This is a genomic window from Streptococcus sp. 2018WUSS126 (assembly GCF_044427425.1).
GTDB classification, from domain to species: domain Bacteria; phylum Bacillota; class Bacilli; order Lactobacillales; family Streptococcaceae; genus Streptococcus; species Streptococcus hashimotonensis.
The window spans coordinates 16,867-37,844 of sequence record NZ_JAOTGB010000016.1 but is presented as its reverse complement, the minus strand read 5'-3'; the positions used below and the strand labels follow the sequence as shown (position 1 = coordinate 37,844).

Below are 20,978 nucleotides of genomic sequence, written 5' to 3'. Positions count from 1 at the left end.
TTATTAAACACCCAGATAGCGCTCTACCTCAGCCTGCATATCTGCAGCTGCAACGACGGTATTGTGGCGGACAGGTGCTGTTTCCAAACCGTCCACAGCTGGTGGCAGGGCTACACCTGAAATCTCATGCAATTTGGCAAGGGCTTCGAAGTCAGACAAACCTGACTGACCTGTCACAGCTTCAACCGCAACCACTGGGAACTTGTAAGGACTTGCTGTAGAAGCAATCACTGTCGGAGTTTGGTCACCTGTTTGCTCCACATACTGTTTATAGACAGCTGAGGCAACAGCCGTGTGTGGATCTTCAATGTAGTCTGACTCCTCATAGACACGCTTGATTTCCGCAGCAGTTTCTTCTTCTGTCGCAAAGGCGGCAGCAAAGAGAGAGAGGATATCCGCGTCAGCTCCTTGAATGTCATACTGACCAGCTGTGTTCAAAGCTTCCATGAGCTCAGCTGTTTTGACAGCATCATTACCAAAGAGGTGGAAAATCAAGCGCTCCAAGTTAGAAGACACCAAGATGTCCATGGACGGACTGGTGGTCACGCGGAAGGTACGGTTCTTGTCGTAAACGCCCGTCGAGAAGAAGTCGGTTAGGACATTGTTGTCGTTGGACGCACAGATGAGCTTGCCAATTGGCAGACCGATCTGCTTAGCGTAGTAAGCCGCCAAGATGTTGCCGAAGTTGCCTGTCGGAACGGTGAAGTTGACCTTGTCTCCCGCCGCAATCTCACCAGTCTTAACCAGCTGAGTGTAGGCATAGACATAGTAAACAATCTGTGGCACCAAGCGGCCGATGTTCATGGAGTTAGCTGATGAAAATTGGAGTTTCTTAGCCGCCAACTTGGCACGAAGAGCCTCATCGTTGAACATGTGCTTGACGTTGGTTTGGGCATCGTCAAAGTTTCCGTCAATGGCTACCACATGGGTGTTAGCCCCTGTCTGCGTGGTCATCTGCAATTCTTGGACCTTAGACACCCCGTCGCGTGGGTAGAAAACGATAATTTGCGTGCCAGGAACGTCTGCAAAACTAGCCATGGCTGCCTTGCCTGTATCGCCTGACGTCGCGGTCAAGATGACAATCTCATTTTCCAAACCGTGCTTTTTAGCCACCGTCGTCATCAAGTAAGGGAGGATGGACAGAGCCATATCCTTGAAGGCAATGGTTGAACCTCGGAAGAGCTCCAAGTTGTACTGACCGTTGAGCTTGACAACTGGAGCAATAGCTGGCGTGTCAAACTTGCTGTCGTAGGCATTGTTGATACAGTAGTCCAGCTCGTCTGCCGTGAAATCGTCCAAGAAAGCCGATAAAATCAACTTGGCAACTTCTTGATAAGAAGCGTCTTTAAGAACAGAAAAATCCAAGTCAACTGTTGGAATAGAAATCGGTGTAAACAAACCACCGTCGGTCGCCAAGCCCTGTAAAATCGCTTGACTAGCCGATACAGTATTTTGTGCATCACGTGTTGATTGATATACTAATGTCATGGTATCCCTCATAAAAAATCTATTTTTTCTATTCTACCATAAATTGACAGAAAATTGTGAAAGATAAGCCAAAAAACCGAACAGATGTCCGGTTTTCTTAGTCGATACTTCCACCAATCCCCTTAAATTTTTCAACCAAGGCACTGATTTTTTGGAAAACAGTCTGCTTCTTCGTATGATACTGAGGATTGAGGGGGCTCATCTTTGGCAAGGTTTCGTTGAGAGCATTCCCATTTTCACTGGCATATTCCCTCCTCAAAGAAAGTTGAATATACCGCTTGGCACTCTCTTCATTCAAGCCTTCTTGTTGAATAAGCTCGGCAACTTCTTTTTTCTGTTCCTCCCGAGCAAAGAGGAAGAATTTTTCGATAATGTCCGTCTTATCCACAAAACTATCCAAATCACTTCGACGAATAAACTTTACAATCAAAGCTTCCTTGGCTCGATTACCAAGACTGGCACGAATTGTCCGTGTGATTTCTTCTACCAAAGTATCCTTGTCCGATACTGTTTTATTGGTTTCAAAAATCAATTCCAAGATATAATCCAGATTGATCTCTTGTGATTTCAACAACTCAATCTCAAAAACCACCGAATCCCAGTCTACTGTTGATTTGCTGTCTTGCTGATTCTGGCGTTCCCGTGTATACCAATCTCTGATGTCATTGTAGACGGAACGATAGTCCTGAATTTCCCGAACTGTCGGTATAGGAAGCTGAGCCAGCTCTTCCATCGTTTCAATCTCCATCTGGTATTTAGCTTGAAAAGCAGCTACTTCCTCAGGATTTTCAAAATCAACCATCTGAACAGCCTGCAATCGCACAAAGTCATCGTAGTTTTGGAGAATATTATCCAACTTCAAAAACTTCCCAAACAAATCTACAAAGGCTTTCTTATCACTTTCTTTGAGAATCTCTCTTGGATCTGGAAAACGCTCCAGGAGCTCCTGAGCAACAGCCAAATAGCCTGCTTCTTGTTCACCAGCATCGACATAACCCTCCAAGTAATCTTTATAGGAGCGTTCCAACAAGACCTCTGCTGTTTCCGTTTTTCCAAAGAGCTTGATAGCATCTGTCGTCGCCTTCTCCAAATCTCGAAATGTTACGATATTGCCAAAAGACTTGGTCGCATCATAAATCCGATTGGTTCGTGAAAAAGCTTGGATAAGACCATGATAGCGGAGATTTTTATCTACAAATAAGGTATTCAAAGTAGGGGCATCAAAACCTGTCAAGAACATTCCCACTACAATCAATAAATCGACCTCACCCGTCTTCACTCGCTTGGCTAAGTCACGGTAATAATTCTGGAAATCATTGCCGTTGATTGTGTAATTGGTTTGAAACAGCTGATTGTAATCATGCACGCAACGACTTAAAAATTCCTTACTGCTGAGGTCTGGTAAGTCATTCGGAGTAAAATTCTCATCATCAATTTCCCCAATCGCAGCCTGGGCCTCGTTAGCCGCAAAAGAGAAAATCGTCGCAATTTTTAGTGGCTTTTCTCGCCCTGCTTGCTGCTCCTGCAATTCCTGGTAATAGGCTTTGGCAGCTTCAACACTCGAAACGGCAAACATAGCATTAAAGCCTTTTCCTGACTGGCGATGTGTTTTTTGATTGAAATGCTCCAAGATATAGCTGGAAATTTCTGAGATGCGAGTTGGGTGTAAAAGAGCTTTCTTGGGCTCAGCAGCACTCAACTTTTCCAAATCCTGCTCTGTTTCATAGGCCTTGAATTGTGGGCGGACATCATTGTAATCCACCATGAATTTCAAGACCTTCTGATCCCGTATGGCATCAGTAATAACGTAAGAATGGAGTTCTTTTCCAAAGACAGATTGAGTGGTTTCTGCACCTAAAGCATTCTCCACCTTAATCGGTGTCCCTGTAAAGCCAAATTGACAATATTTCTTGAATTTTTGCTTCAGGCGTTTTTGGGCCTCCCCAAACTGCGAGCGGTGACACTCATCAAAAATGAAAACCACTTGCTTGTCATAGATTTCGTGCTCCTGCTCACTTGTCATGAAATGATTGAGCTTTTGAATGGTGGTCACCACAATTTTATTGTCATCTTTTTCAATGTTTCGCTTGAGCCCTGCAGTACTGTTGGAGCCATTGACCGAATCTGGAGAGAACCGCTGGTACTCCTTCATGGTCTGATAATCCAAGTCCTTGCGGTCTACCACGAAAAAGACCTTGTCCACTTCGGCCATCTCCGTCGCCAAGCGTGCCGCTTTAAAACTAGTCAAGGTCTTTCCAGATCCAGTCGTATGCCAGATATAGCCACCTGTTTCCGGTCCACTCTTGATTTTTGAAGCAATAGCAGAGCGAATTTTCCAGATAATCCTCTCAGTCGCCGCAATCTGATAAGGACGCATGATTAACAAGGTATCACTGGTATCAAAAACGGAATAATTGATCAAGACATTTAACAAGGTCTGCTTGCTTAAGAAAGTTGCTGTGAAGTCCTTCAAATCCTTGATCGGATTATTATTCTTCAAGGCCCAATTCATAGTGAAATCAAAGGAATTCTTATTCCGCTTGGTCGTATTGGCAAAGTAGCGGGTATCTGTCCCATTTGAAATAATAAAGAGTTGCAGGTACTTGAAGAGGGAATTTTCTTCGTTAAAACTTTCCTTGCTGTAGCGATGGACCTGGTTAAAAGCCTCCCGAATGGCAACTCCGCGTTTTTTCAACTCAATCTGAACCAAGGGCAAACCATTGACCAAGAGGGTCACATCGTACCGATTGGCACTCGTACCGGTCTGCTTCATCTGGTTAATGATCTGCAATTTGTTTCGACTGATGTTTTTCTTATCCCACAGGTAAATATTTTGAATATGCCCGTCATCAAAAATAAAGTCATAGACGTGATCATCATGAAGCTTACGCGTCCGATCAATCAAGCTCTCGCTTGGTTTATTCAAATACTCATCCAAAAACCGTTGCCACTCCGCATCCGTAAAACTGACACGATTGAGCATTTCCATCTGCGTCCGAAGATTCCCTAGCAATGCTTCAGGAGTGGTCAGGTAGTTCAGATACTCATAACCTTGCTGCTGCAAATCCGCAATCAGCTCCTTCTCCAAATCAGCTTCTGTCTGATAATGACCTGGCTGTACTGACTTCACATACTTGTCCAAAACGATGAAATTGTTGGATTCGATAATTGGGTCTGTTTGAATGAATTCGGACATAGTTACTCCTCTTTATAGAAATGATATCGGTCAATAAAATCATGAAATAAGTATACCAACATTTGCTTGTGGGTAGAATTTAATTCTGTCGTTTCTTCCGCTGAGTGCTTAGAGTGACTAGAAAAGTCTAAAATACGCTTCTTATAGGCTTGTCGCACATCATCAGTAGCTTCTTCTGGAAATAATTCCTTCCAGTCTTTATATCCCAGAAATGTTGAAGTTTTTTCATATAAGTTGCGAAGAAAATTGAAATGAAATTTTTGAATACTATCCTCAGCAATCGCTTTAGAAATTTGTTCACAAAGAAATAAATGGTAGGCAAAAGGAGAGTCCTTACGCTGAGTGTGCAGTTGATATGTACCATCTTCCAGCTTTTCCAATCTGTACTTACCCGCATTTCCAAATTCATTATGTAGGACATTATAAAACAGCGGATTATGAGTTGTAATAATAAATTTCAGACCTAACCTTTCATCATTGCTCTCTTTTATTAATCCTGCAAGATTCGATGCTACTTCTATTAAATGATTTTCATCTAACGAGGAGACTGGGTCGTCTATAAAAATGTATTCAAGATTATCAAAATCTCTAGTGCTTCGCTCTTCCGCTTCAGCAATTTTTCTCTCACTAATAACCAACTCTAGTAATGTGTAAAAGATAGACCAAATAAAGTTGCTTTCCTCACCTTTAGAAAGTTTGACTTGCTCACGTATCTCTTCATTTCCCCTTTGAAATATAAAAATAACTTGATTATTCACCAAATCAAAACTAGGGTTTAATTTATCATCTGTGTGATGCTGAAAATTTTTAATAATATTTTGATCCTGGCCTTGCTCTTCTATAATCCAAGTCAAGAATGAGTTCGGTTGTACCTTTAATTTATAATCTTTGTTATTTTCTAAATCATTGTCCCAGTAAAATAAGTCTTCGGTAAAAGCACTATAATAAATAATTTTATCTCTTGTAGGACTATCATCACCTTGAACTATATTTTTAAATGCTTTTGATAACCGAGTTTTTCCAGTCCCATTAAAAGCATATATCAACTGGACTGTTTTAGGAGATTGTCTCAATTCCTCTGCAATTTCTTCTAGTCTTTTTCCCATACTATTTCCCTAATTTAAAATGTCAATAATTTATCTCTAAAATACTCATACTGCTTCTGACGCAGTTCAATTTCCTTTGGCAAACCGTGAGAAATTGAGGTCGTCAACTCATCGAACTTGTCAAGAATGGCAACGATGCGAGATTGATCCTCAAGTGAAGGTAAGATGAATGATAGATTTTCAATACTAGTTTTCGATAGTCTAGGAACACTAGCTTTTCGTACCTGGCTTTTCAACAAATCTTTCTTTTGCGACAAGACATGAAAAATAAATCTTTGACTAATGACTGCTGTTTCAATCGTCCAGACATCATCTGCTTTCCAAAAGTTTTGATTACTATAACCAACTTCTCCTGCTGCTCCAGCACTAATAATAAACGCGGTATTAGCCTCTGTGTTCCAATCTTTATAATAACCAAGTGCATTCAAACTATTTTGATATACTGGATACCCCTCACTCTGTGATAACTCTTTACGTACCAATCGCTTGCCACGTACAACAGATGCTACTGCCCCCAACTCTACCCGTATGGTTCCAAAGACCCACTGCAAGAGGCGAATTAGGTCGGACGCTCCCCGCTCACTGTCCACTGTCCACTGTCCACTGTCCACTGTCCACTGTCCAGGATACACGCCTTCGGCGGTGAATGTCAAGAGTTTTTCTCTAAAATATTCATACTGTTTTTGGCGTAGCTCAATCTCCTTGGGCAGCCCGATATTAAGGTCGTTACAAACCGCATCAAAGTTATCAAGAACCTGAACGATGCGTTGTTGGATAGGGAGAGGTGGGATTGGAATCTGAAATTGTGAAAACTCTTGCTTGGTTATCGTCTTCAGAGTACTACCTCTTGCAAACTCTTTTTCAATATCAAACTTTCTTTTTAATTGATAAGCAAAATATTTAATATCTATATCACACTTATAATCATCAAAAATGGCAATAGTGCGGTCAACATAAGCATCATATTGAGTAATAGCCACTCTCCCTATCGTCCCTTGAAGAGTGACTAAAACCGTCCCTTTAGGAACAAAAACACTCTTTGGAATTGCTTTTTGAGAAATACGTTTCTGAGTACTAGCGTTTAGACAATAGCCATTCTCTGAGATATCTGCCACTTGAACAAAGGGCTGAGAGTGCTCTCCACCATACCATTCTTTCTCCCCATACGGTTGAGGAAATGACCCCCTCCTAAAACTAGCAACTTCCCCCAATGTCTTCCACTCAACCTGATAAACCTCATCTTCAAAAGAGAGGAGTTTATCACGATAAAAAGAGTATTGCTTTTGGCGGTTGGTCAATTCTGCGGTCAATTCTGTAACATATTCCATAACATATTCCGTGAATTTGTCAAGTATTTTCACGATTTCTTCTTGAATTTCTAGGGGTGGGATGGGAATGGGAAATCTTTCAATCATGGGTTTTCTTATTGAACTAACTGTCGCTGAAACGGCCTTTTTTAATATAAATTTTTTAAAAGCAACTTGAAGGTAGTAATAAATAAATCGCGTATCAACTTTGTCATCAACTATATGTATTCGATATGCCCGTTGATGTAAACCATATTTTCCATTGACATAATGAAATATTTCCCCTATACCTCCTTCCCCTGGAATAATAATAGCTTCTTCATCGAACAAATAGTTATTAATACTCTTGATATCCTTAGAACGAACATAAAATGGGTACTTTCCATTCTCTACCTGCTCGTTTGTATTATTTTTTCCTGTACCAATTTCTGCTACTTCCCCCAACTCTTTCCACTCTACACCATTAGGGCAGAGTTCAGCTATCATTTCTTCTATTTTGGTCATTTTTTCTCTCCCTCTTGATCTTGAGCTGTTTTTTCTAGGTGTTTGATGTGGGCTAGGTAGTCTTTTTCAACTTGACTGAGGGTCTTGGATTTATATTTTCGGTACTCTTGACTGACTTTTCCCGTCATCTGCTCGCGGGATATAGTCCCAGCATGGGTCAGGAGGTCCTCACCCGTTGCCAGTAAAATCCGATCCACGTGCTGAATCCAGTCTGCCATGGTCATGACAATCTGACGTTGGGCCTGCCTCTCAGCAAAATCCAAATACCCCGATACCAACTGATTGAGACCTTGCAACTCTTGCTCGGTCAGATAATTTTTGGCAACCGTAGCCTCTGACAAGGTTGGCAATTCACCCTTGAAGGTCGTCAAGCCCATAAATTCCTTCTCACTATCTACTCTAGTGTAAATCAGCTCACTAGCGGTATGGTGATGAATGGCGTAATGCAACTTATTCTGCACCGTTGCAAAAAATTGCTGGGCTTCACTGCTTCTTGCATTATAGTCACTTGAGGTCGCAAACAAGTCTAAAATCTGACGATAAAACACTTTTTCGCTTGAACGAATATCTCGAATACGGTCAAGAAGTTCCTTGAAATAAGCTCCCCCACCCAAATTTTTCAAACGGTCGTCGTCCATAGCAAAGCCTTTGATCAAGTACTCTTTTAAAACCGTTGAAGCGTAGTTCCGAAATTGTACCCCACGAGGTGACCGTACCCGGTAGCCGATAGCCAGTATCATATCCAGATTGTAGTAAGCAGTTTTTCGGCTCTGGGTTTTGCCTGCCATTGCCCCGTGTTGAGTGGTTGTCAACTGGTAGTTGACAACCACTTTTTCATCAAGTTCTCCGTCCTCAAAAATAGCCTTAATATGTTTGCTGATATTCTGCTTGGAAGTCTGAAAAAGTTCCGCTAACTCCAACTGGGTCAGCCAGACTGTTCCATTGTCCAGATGAAGTTCGATTGATGCATTGCCGTCATCTGTTGTGTAGATGATGATATCATTGGTCATGACTCAACTCCTCCACAATCTTGTCAATCTCAGCACGCAGACGGTCAATATTTTTCACAGTTTCAGCGATATCTTTGTTCAACTGAACGATGTCAATCTTCTCTCGCGTATCTTCCTTTTCTACATAGGTCGAAACAGACAGGTTGTAATCATTTTCGACAATCTTCTCATGTGATGCAACTGAAACAAAGTATTCCTTATCTTCTCCCTTGTCAAATCCATCTAAAATATTCTGGATATTGTCTTCGGTTAAGATGTTATTATTGGTTTCTTTTTTAAATTCCCGACTGGCATCGATAAAGAGTGTATCTGTCGTATTCTTATTTTTAGCCAAAACAAGAATACAGGTGGCAATAGAGGTTCCAAAAAAGAGATTGTCTGGTAGCTGAATAACAGCCTCCACAAAGTTTCCGTCTACCAAATACTTCCGGATTTTTTGCTCCGCACCTCCGCGATAAAAAATACCAGGGAAGGTCACGATGGCTGCTCTGCCTTTTGACGAAAGATAGGAAAGACTGTGCATGATGAAGGCAAAGTCAGCCTTGGACTTTGGAGCCAAAATCCCAGCTGGTGCAAAGCGATCATCATTGATTAAGGTTGGATCATCGCTGCCAATCCACTTGATAGAATACGGTGGGTTGGACACGATGGCATCAAAAGGCTTGTCGTTGCCATGTTTGGGGTCCAGCAGGGTATTGCCACGCTCAATGCTAAATTTATCATAGTTAATGTTGTGAAGAAACATATTCATCCGAGCCAGGTTATAGGTGGTCATATTGATTTCCTGCCCATAAAACCCATCTTCAATAATGTGCTCGGTAAACTGCTTCTTGGCCTGAAGCAAGAGAGAGCCTGAACCACACGCAGGGTCGTAGATTTTGTTAATCTTATTCTTCTCATCTTTCCCCAGCATGACAATCTTAGCCAGCAACTTGGACACGCTTTGAGGGGTGAAAAATTCCCCGCCTGACTTACCAGCATTCGAGGCATAGTTTGAAATCAAGAACTCATAAGCATCACCAAATAGGTCGATTTTGTTGTCCTCGAAATCCCCAAAATCAAGATTGGCAATCTCTTCTAAAATATCCACCAAACGCTGATTTCTTTCCGCAACGGAATTGCCCAGACGGTTACTCCGCGTATCAACATCATCAAAGAGACCCTTGATATCATGCTCACTGTCATAGCCAATCGCACTAGCCTCGATGGCATCAAAAATATCCCTCAACTCCGTATTGAGATTATCATTTCCTCTGGCCTGCTTCACCACATTTGAAAACAGCTGCGACGGATAGATAAAATACCCCTTGGTTTTGACTGCATCATCCTTGATGACATCTGTAATCTGCCCCTCTGGAAAATTAGCATAATCTACATCTGGATCTCCACCCTCGATGTAATTTTTAAAATTCTCACTGATAAAACGGTAGAACAGAATTCCCAAGACGTACTGTTTGAAATCCCAACCATCTACTGCTCCTCGTACCTTATCTGCAATCGCCCATATTTTCCGGTGAAGTTCCTGTCTTTGTGCTTGCTCTGACATCATCATTACCTCAATTTACTAAAAACTAGTATTAGTATACCATTTTTTCAATTGCCAGAGAACCCTGTCCCTATGGATATTTTCTCCCCCAACATACAACACAACTTCAAACGCATAAATTACCAATATAGACTAGTAAAGTCAGATTTCGCAATGACCTTTACCTTATCAACATTTATTAATCAACTTATTCATGCACAAAAACACCAACCTACTCACGTAAGCTGGTGTTGAGAAAGTTTTGGAGGCTAGTCCAATTGTTTATACAATAATTATTAAGAAATGATTTGTTAACAAACACTTGCATGTTCATTTTGAAATCAGTTTTTCCTAAGAGAGTCTAGGTGGCGAAGGCGAAGCTAAATCACCAAGGGATGATTTTCTAAACGAGACAAGGCGAACGACCGAAATAATTCTAGTCCTAAGTCTTTCTAGGCAGATTGACGAAGGTAGAACTGAAGTTCACCAAGGAAATCTAACGACGAAAGACAACGGAATAGGATTATTTCAAACGACCTGGACGTTCTTTGTAACCGTAGTAGGCGTCTTCGATGATTTCTTGCATGTGGTCAACCATTGCTAGACGTGGGTTAGCTGGTGTACATTGATCTTCGTAAGCAAGAAGAGCCAATTCGCGAGAGTGTTCTTTGAGTTCTTTCTCGTCGATACCTTGTGCTTTCAAGTTCATTTGGATACCGATGCGTTCACCGAGGTCGTAAACTGCTTGTGCGTATGCAGCAACAGCTTCTTCTGGTGTTGAACATGGCAAGCCTAGAAGACGAGCGATGTCTTGGTATTTTTCATCTGCTTTATAGTAGTTGTACTTAGGCCATGTAGCTGTCTTAGCTGGACGAGTACCGTTGTAGCGGATAACGTATGGAAGCAAGATAGCGTTTGTACGACCGTGAACAGTATGGAAACGTCCACCAATCTTATGAGCCATTGAGTGAGAAATACCTAGGAATGCGTTGGCGAAGGCCATACCTGCCATAGTTGATGCGTTGTGCATTTTCTCACGTGATACAAAGTCAGCATTCTTCACTGAGCTTTCAAGGTTTTCAAATACTAGTTTGATAGCTTGAAGTGCTAAACCATCTGTAAAGTCGTTTGCTACTGTTGAAACGTATGCTTCTGTAGCGTGAGTCAATACGTCCATACCAGTATCTGCTGTAACGTGTGCAGGTACTGTCAATACGAGTGCTGGGTCAACGATTGCCACAGTTGGTGTCAATGAGTAGTCAGCGATTGGGTATTTACGGTTGTTTGCTTTATCAGAGATTACGGCAAACGGTGTTACTTCTGAACCTGTACCTGATGTAGTTGGAATCGCGATAAACTTAGATTTCTTACCAAGTTCTGGGAACTTGAAGGCACGTTTACGGATATCCATGAATTTTTGAACTAGGTCATGGAAATCAACTGTTGGTTGTTCGTAGAAGAGCCACATAACTTTGGCAGCATCCATTGGTGAACCACCACCGAGTGCGATGATTGTATCTGGTTTGAAGGTACGCATCAATTCTGTACCTTTATAAACTGTTGTGATGTCTGGATCTGGCTCAACGTCTGAGAAGATTTGGTAAACAACTTTATTACGACGAAGGTCCAATTGTTCGATGATACGATCTAGGAATCCAAGTTCTACCATAGCACGGTCTGTAACGATCATGACACGTTCAACGTCACGACATTTTTGGAGATATTGGATAGAATCACGTTCGAAGTATGTTTTAGAAGGAACTTTAAACCATTGCATATTATTTCTACGTCTTCCTACTTTCTTGATGTTGAGCAAGTTCATAGCACTTACGTTATCACTGATTGAGTTGCGTCCGTAAGAACCACAACCAAGTGTCAATGATGGCAAGAATGCGTTGTAAACATCACCGATACCACCGAAAGTAGATGGAGAGTTCCAAATAACACGGATAGCACGTACGATTGTACCAAACTCTTTCGCCAATTCTGCGTCTTCCGTATGAATAGCTGCAGAGTGACCGAGACCGTGGAATTCAACCATTTGGCGAGCTGCTTCAAGACCTTCTGCACGACCGTCAACTTTCAAGACGGCAATAACAGGTGACAATTTCTCACGAGTCAATGGCTCTTTTTCACCGATTTCAGCAACCTCAGCTGCCAAGATGTTTGTACCTTCTGGTACTGAGAAGCCAGCCTGCTCAGCAATCCATGCAGCTGGGCGACCAACGATGTCCGCATTCAATTTGCCTTCCGCACAGTTTTTGCTGTTAGCTTTCACACCGAAGCAGTATTCTTCCAGAAGAGCTTTTTCTTTCTTATTAACGAAGTAAGTTTTGTAAGATTTGAATTCTGCTACAAACTCATCATAAACTTCTTTATCAATGATAACTGCTTGTTCTGACGCACAGACCATACCGTTGTCAAATGACTTAGACATAACGATGTCATGTGCTGCCTGACGGATGTTTGCTGATTTTTCAACATAGGCTGGAACGTTACCAGCACCTACACCAAGGGCAGGTTTACCACAAGAGTAAGCTGCACGCACCATTGCGTTACCACCAGTTGCAAGGATTGTTGCAATACCATCATGTTTCATCAACTCAGACGTTGCTTCCATAGATGGTTTTGTTACCCACTGGATACAGTTTTCAGGGGCACCAGCTGCCACAGCTGCTTCATAGACAACACGAGCTGCATGAGCAGAAGATTCTTGTGCAGATGGGTGGAAGGCAAAGACAATTGGATTACGTGTCTTCAAGGCAATCAATGATTTAAAGATTGCTGTAGAAGTTGGGTTTGTTGTTGGTGTGATACCACAAACAACACCGACCGGCTCAGCAATCAAAGTCAAACCTGTCACTTCATCTTCTTCGATAACACCAACAGTTTTCGTGTGGCGCATGTTATTGACAACGTGCTCACAGGCAAACAAGTTCTTAGTAGCCTTGTCTTCGAATACACCACGCTTGGTTTCTTCAAAGGCGTGCATTGCCAATTCACCGTGTTTATCAAGGGCTGCAACCGAAGCTTTCGCTACAATATAGTCTACTTCTTCTTGACCAAGTTTACGGAACTCATCAAGAGCAACCAAACCTTTTTGAACAAGCTCATCGACGTGCTTGCGCGCTTCTACCAACTTTTCTTCTGGTGATACTACTTTTTTATCAGCCATTGTGTTCCTCCAAATATACTCGCTAACTATTTGTTAACTTTTTCACAATGTTATTCTACTATTTTTTATTTTATTTGTAAAGAGAAATTGTTAATTTTTTCACATTTTTTCTGTTTTGTTATAGAAAACGCTTACTTTTTCTTGTTTTCAGAAAATATTCAGATTCGTTTCTGCTTTGTTTGGTCAAAAAATACATAAAGTAAGACAAATCTTTATCATTTATTCTTTCTCTAACATTTACGATACTAGTTTACCAAGAAAACGCTTCCAAGTAAATAGATTTTTTTGAAAATATTGTAGTAATTACGTGATAATTTTCAATTTTACATTCATTTGTCCCTTCTTTTCTACTCTTGCATTTTTGTCTACATTGTGATATTCTTAACAATATAAAACAACTATATTAACACATCCAAAAATGTACATAAAATATTAAAACAGGAGGTCTGCTTATGAAAGCAGTCGTTGTAAATCCAGAATCTACTGGTGTTGTCGTTGTCGATAAGGAACTTCGTCCACTCGAAGCTGGTGAGGCTTTGGTCCAAATTGAGTACTGTGGTGTTTGTCACACTGACCTCCACGTTGCCAATGGTGATTTTGGTAAGGTTCCTGGTCGCGTGCTTGGTCACGAAGGAATCGGTATTGTTACGGAAATCGCACCTGGTGTTACCAGTCTAAAAGTTGGTGACCGTGTCAGCGTTGCTTGGTTCTTCCAAGGCTGTGGCATGTGTGAATATTGTACAACCGGTCGCGAAACTCTCTGCCGTACCGTAAAAAATGCCGGCTACTCTGTTGACGGTGGTATGGCTGAGCAATGTATTGTAACAGCAGACTATGCAGTAAAAGTTCCAGAAGGTCTTGATCCAGCTCAAGCAAGTTCGATCACTTGTGCTGGCGTTACTTGCTACAAAGCGATTAAAGAAGCTCACTTGGAACCAGGTCAATGGATTGCTATCTATGGTGCTGGTGGACTCGGAAACCTTGCTGTACAATACGCTAAAAAAGTCTTCAACGCTCATGTTATCGCCGTAGACATCAATAATGATAAATTGGAACTCGCCAAAGAAGTTGGTGCAGATGTGACGATCAACGGACTTGAAGTAGAAGATGTTCCTGGATATATTAAAGAAATTACTGGTGGCGGTGTACACTCTACTGTTGTAACAGCTGTTTCCAAAGTAGCCTTCAACCAAGCTATTGACAGTGTTCGTGCTGGTGGATATGTAGTAGCTGTAGGACTTCCATCTGAATACATGGACCTCAGTATCGTGAAGACTGTACTAGACGGTATCAAGGTAGTCGGCTCACTAGTTGGTACTCGTAAAGATTTAGAAGAGGCCTTCCACTTCGGTGCTATGGGACTAGTTGTTCCAGTCGTTCAAAAACGTCCTGTCGAAGATGCCGAAGCAGTCTTCAATGAAATGGTTGCTGGCACTATCCAAGGTCGGATGGTCTTAGACTTCTGCCACTCGCACTAATTCATTCTCCACTATTTTCAAGAAGTGATTATCCAATCGCTTCTTTTTTTGCTTTCTAAAATAAAAAAGCAGCAGCCTAGACTACTGCTTCTCTAATTCTTCTAAAATACTTGCAAAATCTGTTTTGAGTGCTTCCAGACTTGTTTCAACTTGGCTGCGAGTTTGGTTATTTTTTACCACAACCTGTCCAGATTCGATTTCACTACCACCTAGGGTAATGATGGCCTTGGCTCCAAAGACATCTGCTGACTTAAATTGGGCCTTGAGCTTGCGGTCAAGGTAATCTCGCTCTGCACGGAACCCTTGCTTGCGGATGGCTTGAACCAACTCAAGCGCTCCGCCATTGGCCTCCTGACCTAAAACAGCGATGTATACATCTAACTGGGTGTCGAGAGGAAGTTCAATGCCTTGCTTTTCAAGGACGAGGATGAGGCGTTCAATCCCCATACCAAAGCCGAAGGCTGGTGTTTCTGGTCCACCGAAATAGGACACCAAACCATCATAACGACCGCCGGCACAGATGGTCAGGTCGTTGCCACCTACCTCGGTCATAAACTCGAAAATAGTATGGTTATAGTAGTCCAAACCACGCACCATGTTGGTGTCGATCACATAAGTGATACCTAAGCTGTCCAGCATGGACTTGACTGCCTCGAAGTGAGCAGTACTTTCTTCATCTAGATAGTCCAAGATGGACGGTGCATTTTCCACTGCGACCTTGTCTTCTTTTTCCTTGGAATCCAACACACGCAAAGGATTTTCTTCTAGACGGCGCTGGCTATCCTTGGAAAGCTGGTCCTTGAGCGGCGTCAGATAGTCAATCAAGGCCTGGCGATAAGCGGCACGGCTCTCTGGATTGCCCAGACTGTTGAGGTGGAGGCGGATGTCCTTGATTCCCAACTCTTCAAAGAAGTGATAGGCCATAGCAATGGTTTCTACGTCTGTCGCTGGGTTATTGGAACCAAAGCACTCCACACCAATCTGGTGGAACTGACGGAGACGACCTGCCTGCGGACGCTCATAGCGGAACATTGGACCCATGTAATAGAACTTAGCTGGCTTTTGCACTTCTGGAGCAAAGAGCTTGTTTTCTACATAAGAACGAACAACCGGTGCCGTCCCTTCTGGACGGAGGGTGATATGACGCTCTCCCTTGTCATAGAAATCGTACATCTCCTTGGTCACAATGTCTGTCGTATCGCCAACCGAACGGCTGATCACCTCATAATGCTCGAAGATTGGTGTGCGAATCTCAGCGTAATTGTACTGCTTGAAAATGCTGCGGGTAAAGTTTTCCACATACTGCCATTTGGCAGAATCCTGCGGTAGTAAATCCTGTGTTCCCTTTGGTTTTTGTAATTTCATAATAAAGTGTATAGAGCCAACTTATATCGCTCGAAGTTGTGCTTCTTCCTTTCCAAATTAAGTCATAAGGGCTCAAACTCTACCAGTCGAGCCTTGCAATCCTCCTTATTTTACCATAAATGCTCTGCTATTTTCCAAAAAAGTGAAAAAAATCTGTCAAGTAACTTTACTTTACAAAAAACTTTTGTTATACTGTTAAAGTTGACGAAAGTCATACGCACTATTTTAGATTTAAAAAGGGCTTGACCCTGACATTTAATGGAGGAAAAAAGAAATGGCAGTACCTGCACGTCGCACTTCAAAAGCGAAGAAAAACAAACGTCGTACTCACTATAAAGTAGCAGCTCCAACTGTGAAATTTGACGAAACTACTGGAGATTACTCACGTTCTCACCGTGTATCTTTGAAAGGATACTACAAAGGACGTAAAATCGCTAAGGCTGCTTCAGCTGAATAATAGAAGGGAGATACCATGCGCGTAAATATTACACTTGAACACAAAGAATCTGGTGAGCGTTTGTACCTTACTTCAAAAAACAAACGCAACACTCCAGACCGTCTTCAATTGAAAAAATACTCACCAAAATTGCGTAAGCACGTGATTTTTACTGAAGTTAAATAAGACAACATACAGAAAGCCTATGAAATCAACGTTTCAAAGGCTTTTTTCTTTTGTTTTTGACAAAATAACTGAATTTTAACTGATTAATATTTTCTAATATCGTAGATTATATTTTTGATATAATTAATACATGTCATGAAAGGAAGTACGATATGGCAAAACCTACCAAAATTAATTGGAATGAAAAAATTCCTGAGATTTCTAAGAAAATTGAAGAAATAAAAATCACTTCTTTTTACATGTTAAGTACAGACTTATATAAAATAGATAACAACAAATTAATAAAAATTATAACTCAAAAGTTTGAAAATCATCCTGCAACCATAGCGATATTAATCAGTACAAAAGATAATGAACTTTATGAAAAAAAACATGAATTATGGAAACTTCCAGATGAGTTACTACATTTAGAAAATAAAGTAATAGAAAAAACAAATTATTATTTTGATTTGTATTTTTCAAAACTAGAAAAAAATAAGCAAAATTATCTACAAAATTCTGAATCAAATCAGTTTATTAAATTTATTTTCACTCCTTTAATAGAAGTGGATGAGAATGAAGAATTATACTTTTTCTTTATAACTCTCACTATCTTCCAAAATGGTTCAATTGTTATTGAATTATTCGAAGATTTAAGATCATCTTTCTATCTTCCAGACTTTTTTCACCCATATACTAAGATGAAAATGAAGATTTTTCCAGATTTTAATCAAAAGTCGACAACATATTCTACTAACCCCAATCAACAAATTGATGATATGCTAAGATATATAAAAAAGGAATTATCTTCCATAAATGGTGGTATACACTTAAGTGAACGTTTCTTCATTTTACACTTTATAATGAATATGGATGAAATGAATAAATTGGAATTTTTTAAAACTGATAAGCTACATACTTGGATGATTAATGCCCCTTATAATTTAAAATCCCTATCTTCTTCAACTAAATCAAAATACTATACCACTAATTTTTATGATTTTGATACCATTAGATACATAAATAAAGGAGCGATATATATAATCTGGAATACTGAAAGTACAAATGAATTCGAATCAAATTTTCTTAGTCAAGCTAGTTTCTTTTTAGCATCAGCTACTCCTTTATTTCAATTAATTACTCTAGACGAAACAATTATGGATGGCATTGAAAAATTTCAACTTTCAAATAATAAGCAATTAATAAAATTCAACGAATGGGCACACAACTTTAAAAGATCATTTCTTTATATTTATAGACTTAACCATTTTGCTATTACTGACTTATTTAATCACTTACAAACTACTTCTTATTTTAAACATAATGAGTATATGGAAAAAATCAAACAAGAAGAATTCAATTTACTCAAAGAGCGAAATCAGTATAATGACTTTTTTAGAAATAGAATTATGGAAGTCATCCTTTTTATGATAGGTTCTGTATCTATACTTCAAATTGTTGATATTTTTACTGATAGTCTGAAAATTATATGGATAAGTTTAACTGTCCTTATTATTATACTTATCTTAGTTTTTATTGTACTATTTAGAAAAAGAAAATAATATCAAAAAATATTCATCTCACAATTATCATGCAATAGTATCAGACAACTCTTTCATTGCTAATTCAATCTTATGTTTTCCTTTCTGCATTACATGAAGATAAATTTTCTCTATCTCCTTACTATCCTCAGAATGTCCTACAAATTCTCGGATAACATTCAAACTAGTATTGATAAAACAAAATATAAAACCAACTCCTTCATATCATTGCAAGCGATAAATTTCAACCTTGTCTTTGTGTCTTGACCTTACAAGAAAAGCACCTCAAAAATTAGATTTCACCTCTAACTTTTGGGGTGCAGTTCAGATTTTGGAATGTTTTCTATTTACAACTGTTCTAAATTTTCTTAGTCCATGATAGATAAGCCTTATTGACGTTCCAGAAACTTTAGTATTAGCGTAAAATCATTCCTCTTCTCTTTGCCGGTGTTGTTTGAAAAGATACAAACTTGATGCAAGGGTAGCTAGAGCACCACCTAGCCATACTAGGGTGTTACTCGTTTCACCCGTATTTGGTAAAGTCTCTTTTTGTATTCCTACCTTTGGAGCCGGTGAAAATCCAGATTCCGTTTTCTTAACTTCGGATTGAAACACCTCCGGATGGATAATATTGGGTTTATTAACCTCAGGTTGACCCTTTTCTGGTTGGATTCCGGTGGATTTCTCAACATCTGGGTGCGCAACTTCCGGAGATTTCGGCGTCGGAAGCATGACTTTCGGTGGCTCAGCTTCTGGGGCTTTTGGGGTCGGAAGTATGACTTTCGGTGGCTCAACCTCTGGAACTTTTGGGGTCGGTGGTAATACTTCTGGTCGTTCAGTTTCAGGAGATTTTGGTGACTCAATCTCAGGAGCATCTGTATCAGGGTGCTCAACTTTTGGCGTCTTAACGTCTGGAACCTTAGGTGCTGGGGGAGTTACTTTTGGTGGTACAGTTTCCGGATCCTTAGGAGCAGGCAGTTGAACCTCAGGGTCCTTTGGTTTTGGTTGCTCAACTTTCGGTGTCTCAGCTTCTGGAACTTTTGGGGTCGGTGGTAATACTTCTGGTCGTTCAGTTTCAGGAGATTTTGGTGACTCAATCTCAGGAGCATCTGTATCAGGCTGCTCAACTTTTGGCGTCTTAACCTCTGGAACCTTCGGTGTCGGAAGCATGACTTTCGGAACCTCAACCTCCGGAGTTTTTGGTGGCAGAGGCGCCTCTTTGGGCGTCTTAACTTCTGGAACTTTGGGTGCTGGGGGCATTACTTTTGGTGGCACAGTTTCCGGAGCCTTAGGAGCAGGCAGTTGAACCTCAGGGTCCTTTGGTTTTGGTTGCTCAACTTTTGGAACATCTGCCTTTGGTACATCTATATCCGGAGTCCTATCTCCCCGCGGTTCAGGAATCCTGTCGCTTTCTGGAGATGAATCAGGTCTTGGGACAGATCCGATAATAGTAATCCCTTCATTATTCGGCTTAGCACTTTCCGATACCTTTAATCTCAAACCAGCAGCAGAAGTAATCTCATCTCTGGAGAAAAATATTCGCTCTTTAAAATTCTTCACCACAGCTAAAACCGGGAAAGTCTGCATTTCTCGATTTGTCACCCGTGCCGTCAGTTCATATGTCGCTTTTTCTTTAACAACGGAATCTCGCTGTACTTGTAGAAAATAGATGCTGGAACTTTCTTCCTTCCATTTTTCTAACTCTCCTCCTACACGTCCAACAGACCAACCCCACTGACTTTCAAAACTACGCTCACTATCTCTAGCATTTTTTTCTCTACTGAAAAAGCGATACGGCTGTCTTTCAGAATTTGCATCACCATCGACCTCTGTAGGGAACTTATCGAAAATATCCTCTTCAGACTGTTTATCAATAATTTTGGTTAATTGTAAGCCTTTTGGAAGAATAAAGTAATAGCCGCTCCCCTCGCCTTTAAAAACCCAATTTTTTCTATCAAAAGTTACTTTCCACTTAATTTCGTTAGTATCTGCCGATATTTTTTCTATAGATACTGCATTCCTAATCTGTTCACCTTGATGAGTGTCAAATCTATAATAATTTGATTCTTGAATTAGTTTCTCTTCGGCTTGTTGAATATTTGAATCTGCCGTTGAAACTTCCGCCTCTGACACATTTAATGATTGAGATGGTGTATCCGCCGAATCCGTCGCTACCTGCGCAGCACTTTCTTCTCTCGTAGAATCGCTAGAAACTAGTTTTTCTTCTGGAGCTTGTTCATCACTCTCTTCTGACATAGGTAACTGGTTATCCGTAGGTGAAATTCCATCAACTGCGGCAGCAGTTTGATTTTCTGAGCTAACCGTAGCAGATTCAGTAGGTATTTCTTGAAGATTGCCTGTTTCTGCGCTTACAGATGGTACGTGACATATTAGAAAACCACCTAGTACAGCTGTACTAAGCAATAGATTTGTCACAACTTTTTGTTTGCTCATAATGTGCTCCTTTACTCTATTTACTTCAATTTTTCACCAATAGACTAAGAACATGCATTTACAGTTTGGCACTCCCATCTAAGGCCGTTTTTTAAGCTACTCATCGTTCGTTTTTTCAAAATACAGCCAGCATTCCCTCAAAAAATTAACTTGACTAGCAAAAAACTATCTCTTACATAAAAGCCCTTTACTTGTGAGTACAGGTTCTAAAATATGGCGTTCAGATTT

The 20,978-nt window shown here is 40.6% G+C and carries 13 protein-coding genes; 4 read left to right on the top strand and 9 right to left on the bottom strand.

Annotation, left to right across the window (positions count from 1 at the left end; all coding sequences use genetic code 11):
• Nucleotides 1-3: 3 nt before the first annotated feature.
• From thrC to adhE, 7 genes are all read right to left on the bottom strand, one after another.
• Nucleotides 4-1,488 (bottom strand): threonine synthase, encoded by a 1,485-nt coding sequence (gene thrC / locus ODU34_RS07165; RefSeq protein ID WP_105178852.1) that lies wholly within the window; start codon nucleotides 1,486-1,488, stop codon nucleotides 4-6.
• 97 nt (nucleotides 1,489-1,585) lie between these two features.
• On the bottom strand, nucleotides 1,586-4,684 hold the full coding sequence (locus ODU34_RS07160) for a type I restriction endonuclease subunit R (protein ID WP_029752365.1): 3,099 nt from the start codon (nucleotides 4,682-4,684) through the stop codon (nucleotides 1,586-1,588).
• 2 nt (nucleotides 4,685-4,686) lie between these two features.
• Nucleotides 4,687-5,790 carry an AAA family ATPase gene (locus tag ODU34_RS07155; protein ID WP_029752364.1) on the bottom strand — a complete coding sequence of 368 codons (1,104 nt, stop codon included), beginning with the start codon at nucleotides 5,788-5,790 and terminating at the stop codon, nucleotides 4,687-4,689.
• Nucleotides 5,791-5,804: 14 nt separating this feature from the next.
• The gene (locus ODU34_RS07150; protein WP_398582921.1) at nucleotides 5,805-7,601 is read right to left on the bottom strand and encodes a restriction endonuclease subunit S; all 1,797 of its coding nucleotides are present in this window, start codon (nucleotides 7,599-7,601) and stop codon (nucleotides 5,805-5,807) included.
• Complete coding sequence (locus ODU34_RS07145) at nucleotides 7,598-8,611, bottom strand: virulence RhuM family protein (protein WP_029752361.1); 1,014 nt, start codon at nucleotides 8,609-8,611, stop codon at nucleotides 7,598-7,600. The genes ODU34_RS07150 and ODU34_RS07145 overlap by 4 nt, the downstream gene beginning before the upstream one ends.
• A complete protein-coding gene (locus ODU34_RS07140; protein ID WP_105178871.1) occupies nucleotides 8,601-10,157 on the bottom strand; it encodes a type I restriction-modification system subunit M in 1,557 nt (518 codons plus the stop codon). The genes ODU34_RS07145 and ODU34_RS07140 overlap by 11 nt, the downstream gene beginning before the upstream one ends.
• 502 nt (nucleotides 10,158-10,659) lie before the next feature.
• Nucleotides 10,660-13,311, bottom strand: a complete 2,652-nt coding sequence (adhE, locus tag ODU34_RS07135) for a bifunctional acetaldehyde-CoA/alcohol dehydrogenase (RefSeq protein WP_015646397.1) — start codon at nucleotides 13,309-13,311, stop codon at nucleotides 10,660-10,662.
• A 452-nt stretch (nucleotides 13,312-13,763) separates the two neighbouring features.
• On the opposite strand from adhE, the gene adhP reads away from it, so the two are divergent.
• Nucleotides 13,764-14,789 carry an alcohol dehydrogenase AdhP gene (gene adhP / locus ODU34_RS07130; protein WP_015646396.1) on the top strand — a complete coding sequence of 342 codons (1,026 nt, stop codon included), beginning with the start codon at nucleotides 13,764-13,766 and terminating at the stop codon, nucleotides 14,787-14,789.
• A gap of 81 nt (nucleotides 14,790-14,870) precedes the next feature.
• Here adhP and hisS read toward each other — a convergent pair whose 3' ends face one another.
• Nucleotides 14,871-16,154, bottom strand: coding sequence for a histidine--tRNA ligase (hisS, locus tag ODU34_RS07125; protein WP_015646395.1), 1,284 nt, complete (start codon nucleotides 16,152-16,154; stop codon nucleotides 14,871-14,873).
• Between the two features lie 274 nt (nucleotides 16,155-16,428).
• Between hisS and rpmF the strand changes: the two genes are divergently transcribed.
• The 3 genes from rpmF to ODU34_RS07110 all read left to right on the top strand — a co-directional run bounded on the left by rpmF (nucleotide 16,429) and on the right by ODU34_RS07110 (nucleotide 18,317).
• Entirely contained in the window at nucleotides 16,429-16,611 is a 183-nt protein-coding gene (rpmF, locus tag ODU34_RS07120) for a 50S ribosomal protein L32 (RefSeq protein ID WP_002937589.1), read from the top strand.
• A 15-nt stretch (nucleotides 16,612-16,626) separates the two neighbouring features.
• Nucleotides 16,627-16,776 (top strand): 50S ribosomal protein L33, encoded by a 150-nt coding sequence (rpmG, locus tag ODU34_RS07115; RefSeq protein ID WP_002262412.1) that lies wholly within the window; start codon nucleotides 16,627-16,629, stop codon nucleotides 16,774-16,776.
• A gap of 152 nt (nucleotides 16,777-16,928) precedes the next feature.
• A complete protein-coding gene (locus tag ODU34_RS07110; RefSeq protein WP_044759283.1) occupies nucleotides 16,929-18,317 on the top strand; it encodes a hypothetical protein in 1,389 nt (462 codons plus the stop codon).
• Between the two features lie 405 nt (nucleotides 18,318-18,722).
• Here ODU34_RS07110 and ODU34_RS07105 read toward each other — a convergent pair whose 3' ends face one another.
• On the bottom strand, nucleotides 18,723-20,750 hold the full coding sequence (locus ODU34_RS07105) for an LPXTG cell wall anchor domain-containing protein (RefSeq protein ID WP_238145922.1): 2,028 nt from the start codon (nucleotides 20,748-20,750) through the stop codon (nucleotides 18,723-18,725).
• Nucleotides 20,751-20,978 lie beyond the last annotated feature (228 nt).

Excerpts from the sequence above, each read along its gene's own strand:
- thrC (WP_105178852.1), bottom strand. The coding sequence starts at position 1,488 with ATGACATTAGTATATCAATCAACACGTGATGCACAAAATACTGTATCG.
- ODU34_RS07160 (WP_029752365.1), bottom strand. The coding sequence starts at position 4,684 with ATGTCCGAATTCATTCAAACAGACCCAATTATCGAATCCAACAATTTC.
- ODU34_RS07155 (WP_029752364.1), bottom strand. The coding sequence starts at position 5,790 with ATGGGAAAAAGACTAGAAGAAATTGCAGAGGAATTGAGACAATCTCCT.
- ODU34_RS07150 (WP_398582921.1), bottom strand. The coding sequence starts at position 7,601 with ATGACCAAAATAGAAGAAATGATAGCTGAACTCTGCCCTAATGGTGTA.
- ODU34_RS07145 (WP_029752361.1), bottom strand. The coding sequence starts at position 8,611 with ATGACCAATGATATCATCATCTACACAACAGATGACGGCAATGCATCA.
- ODU34_RS07140 (WP_105178871.1), bottom strand. The coding sequence starts at position 10,157 with ATGTCAGAGCAAGCACAAAGACAGGAACTTCACCGGAAAATATGGGCG.
- adhE (WP_015646397.1), bottom strand. The coding sequence starts at position 13,311 with ATGGCTGATAAAAAAGTAGTATCACCAGAAGAAAAGTTGGTAGAAGCG.
- adhP (WP_015646396.1), top strand. The coding sequence starts at position 13,764 with ATGAAAGCAGTCGTTGTAAATCCAGAATCTACTGGTGTTGTCGTTGTC.
- hisS (WP_015646395.1), bottom strand. The coding sequence starts at position 16,154 with ATGAAATTACAAAAACCAAAGGGAACACAGGATTTACTACCGCAGGAT.
- rpmF (WP_002937589.1), top strand. The coding sequence starts at position 16,429 with ATGGCAGTACCTGCACGTCGCACTTCAAAAGCGAAGAAAAACAAACGT.
- rpmG (WP_002262412.1), top strand. The coding sequence starts at position 16,627 with ATGCGCGTAAATATTACACTTGAACACAAAGAATCTGGTGAGCGTTTG.
- ODU34_RS07110 (WP_044759283.1), top strand. The coding sequence starts at position 16,929 with ATGGCAAAACCTACCAAAATTAATTGGAATGAAAAAATTCCTGAGATT.
- ODU34_RS07105 (WP_238145922.1), bottom strand. The coding sequence starts at position 20,750 with ATGAGCAAACAAAAAGTTGTGACAAATCTATTGCTTAGTACAGCTGTA.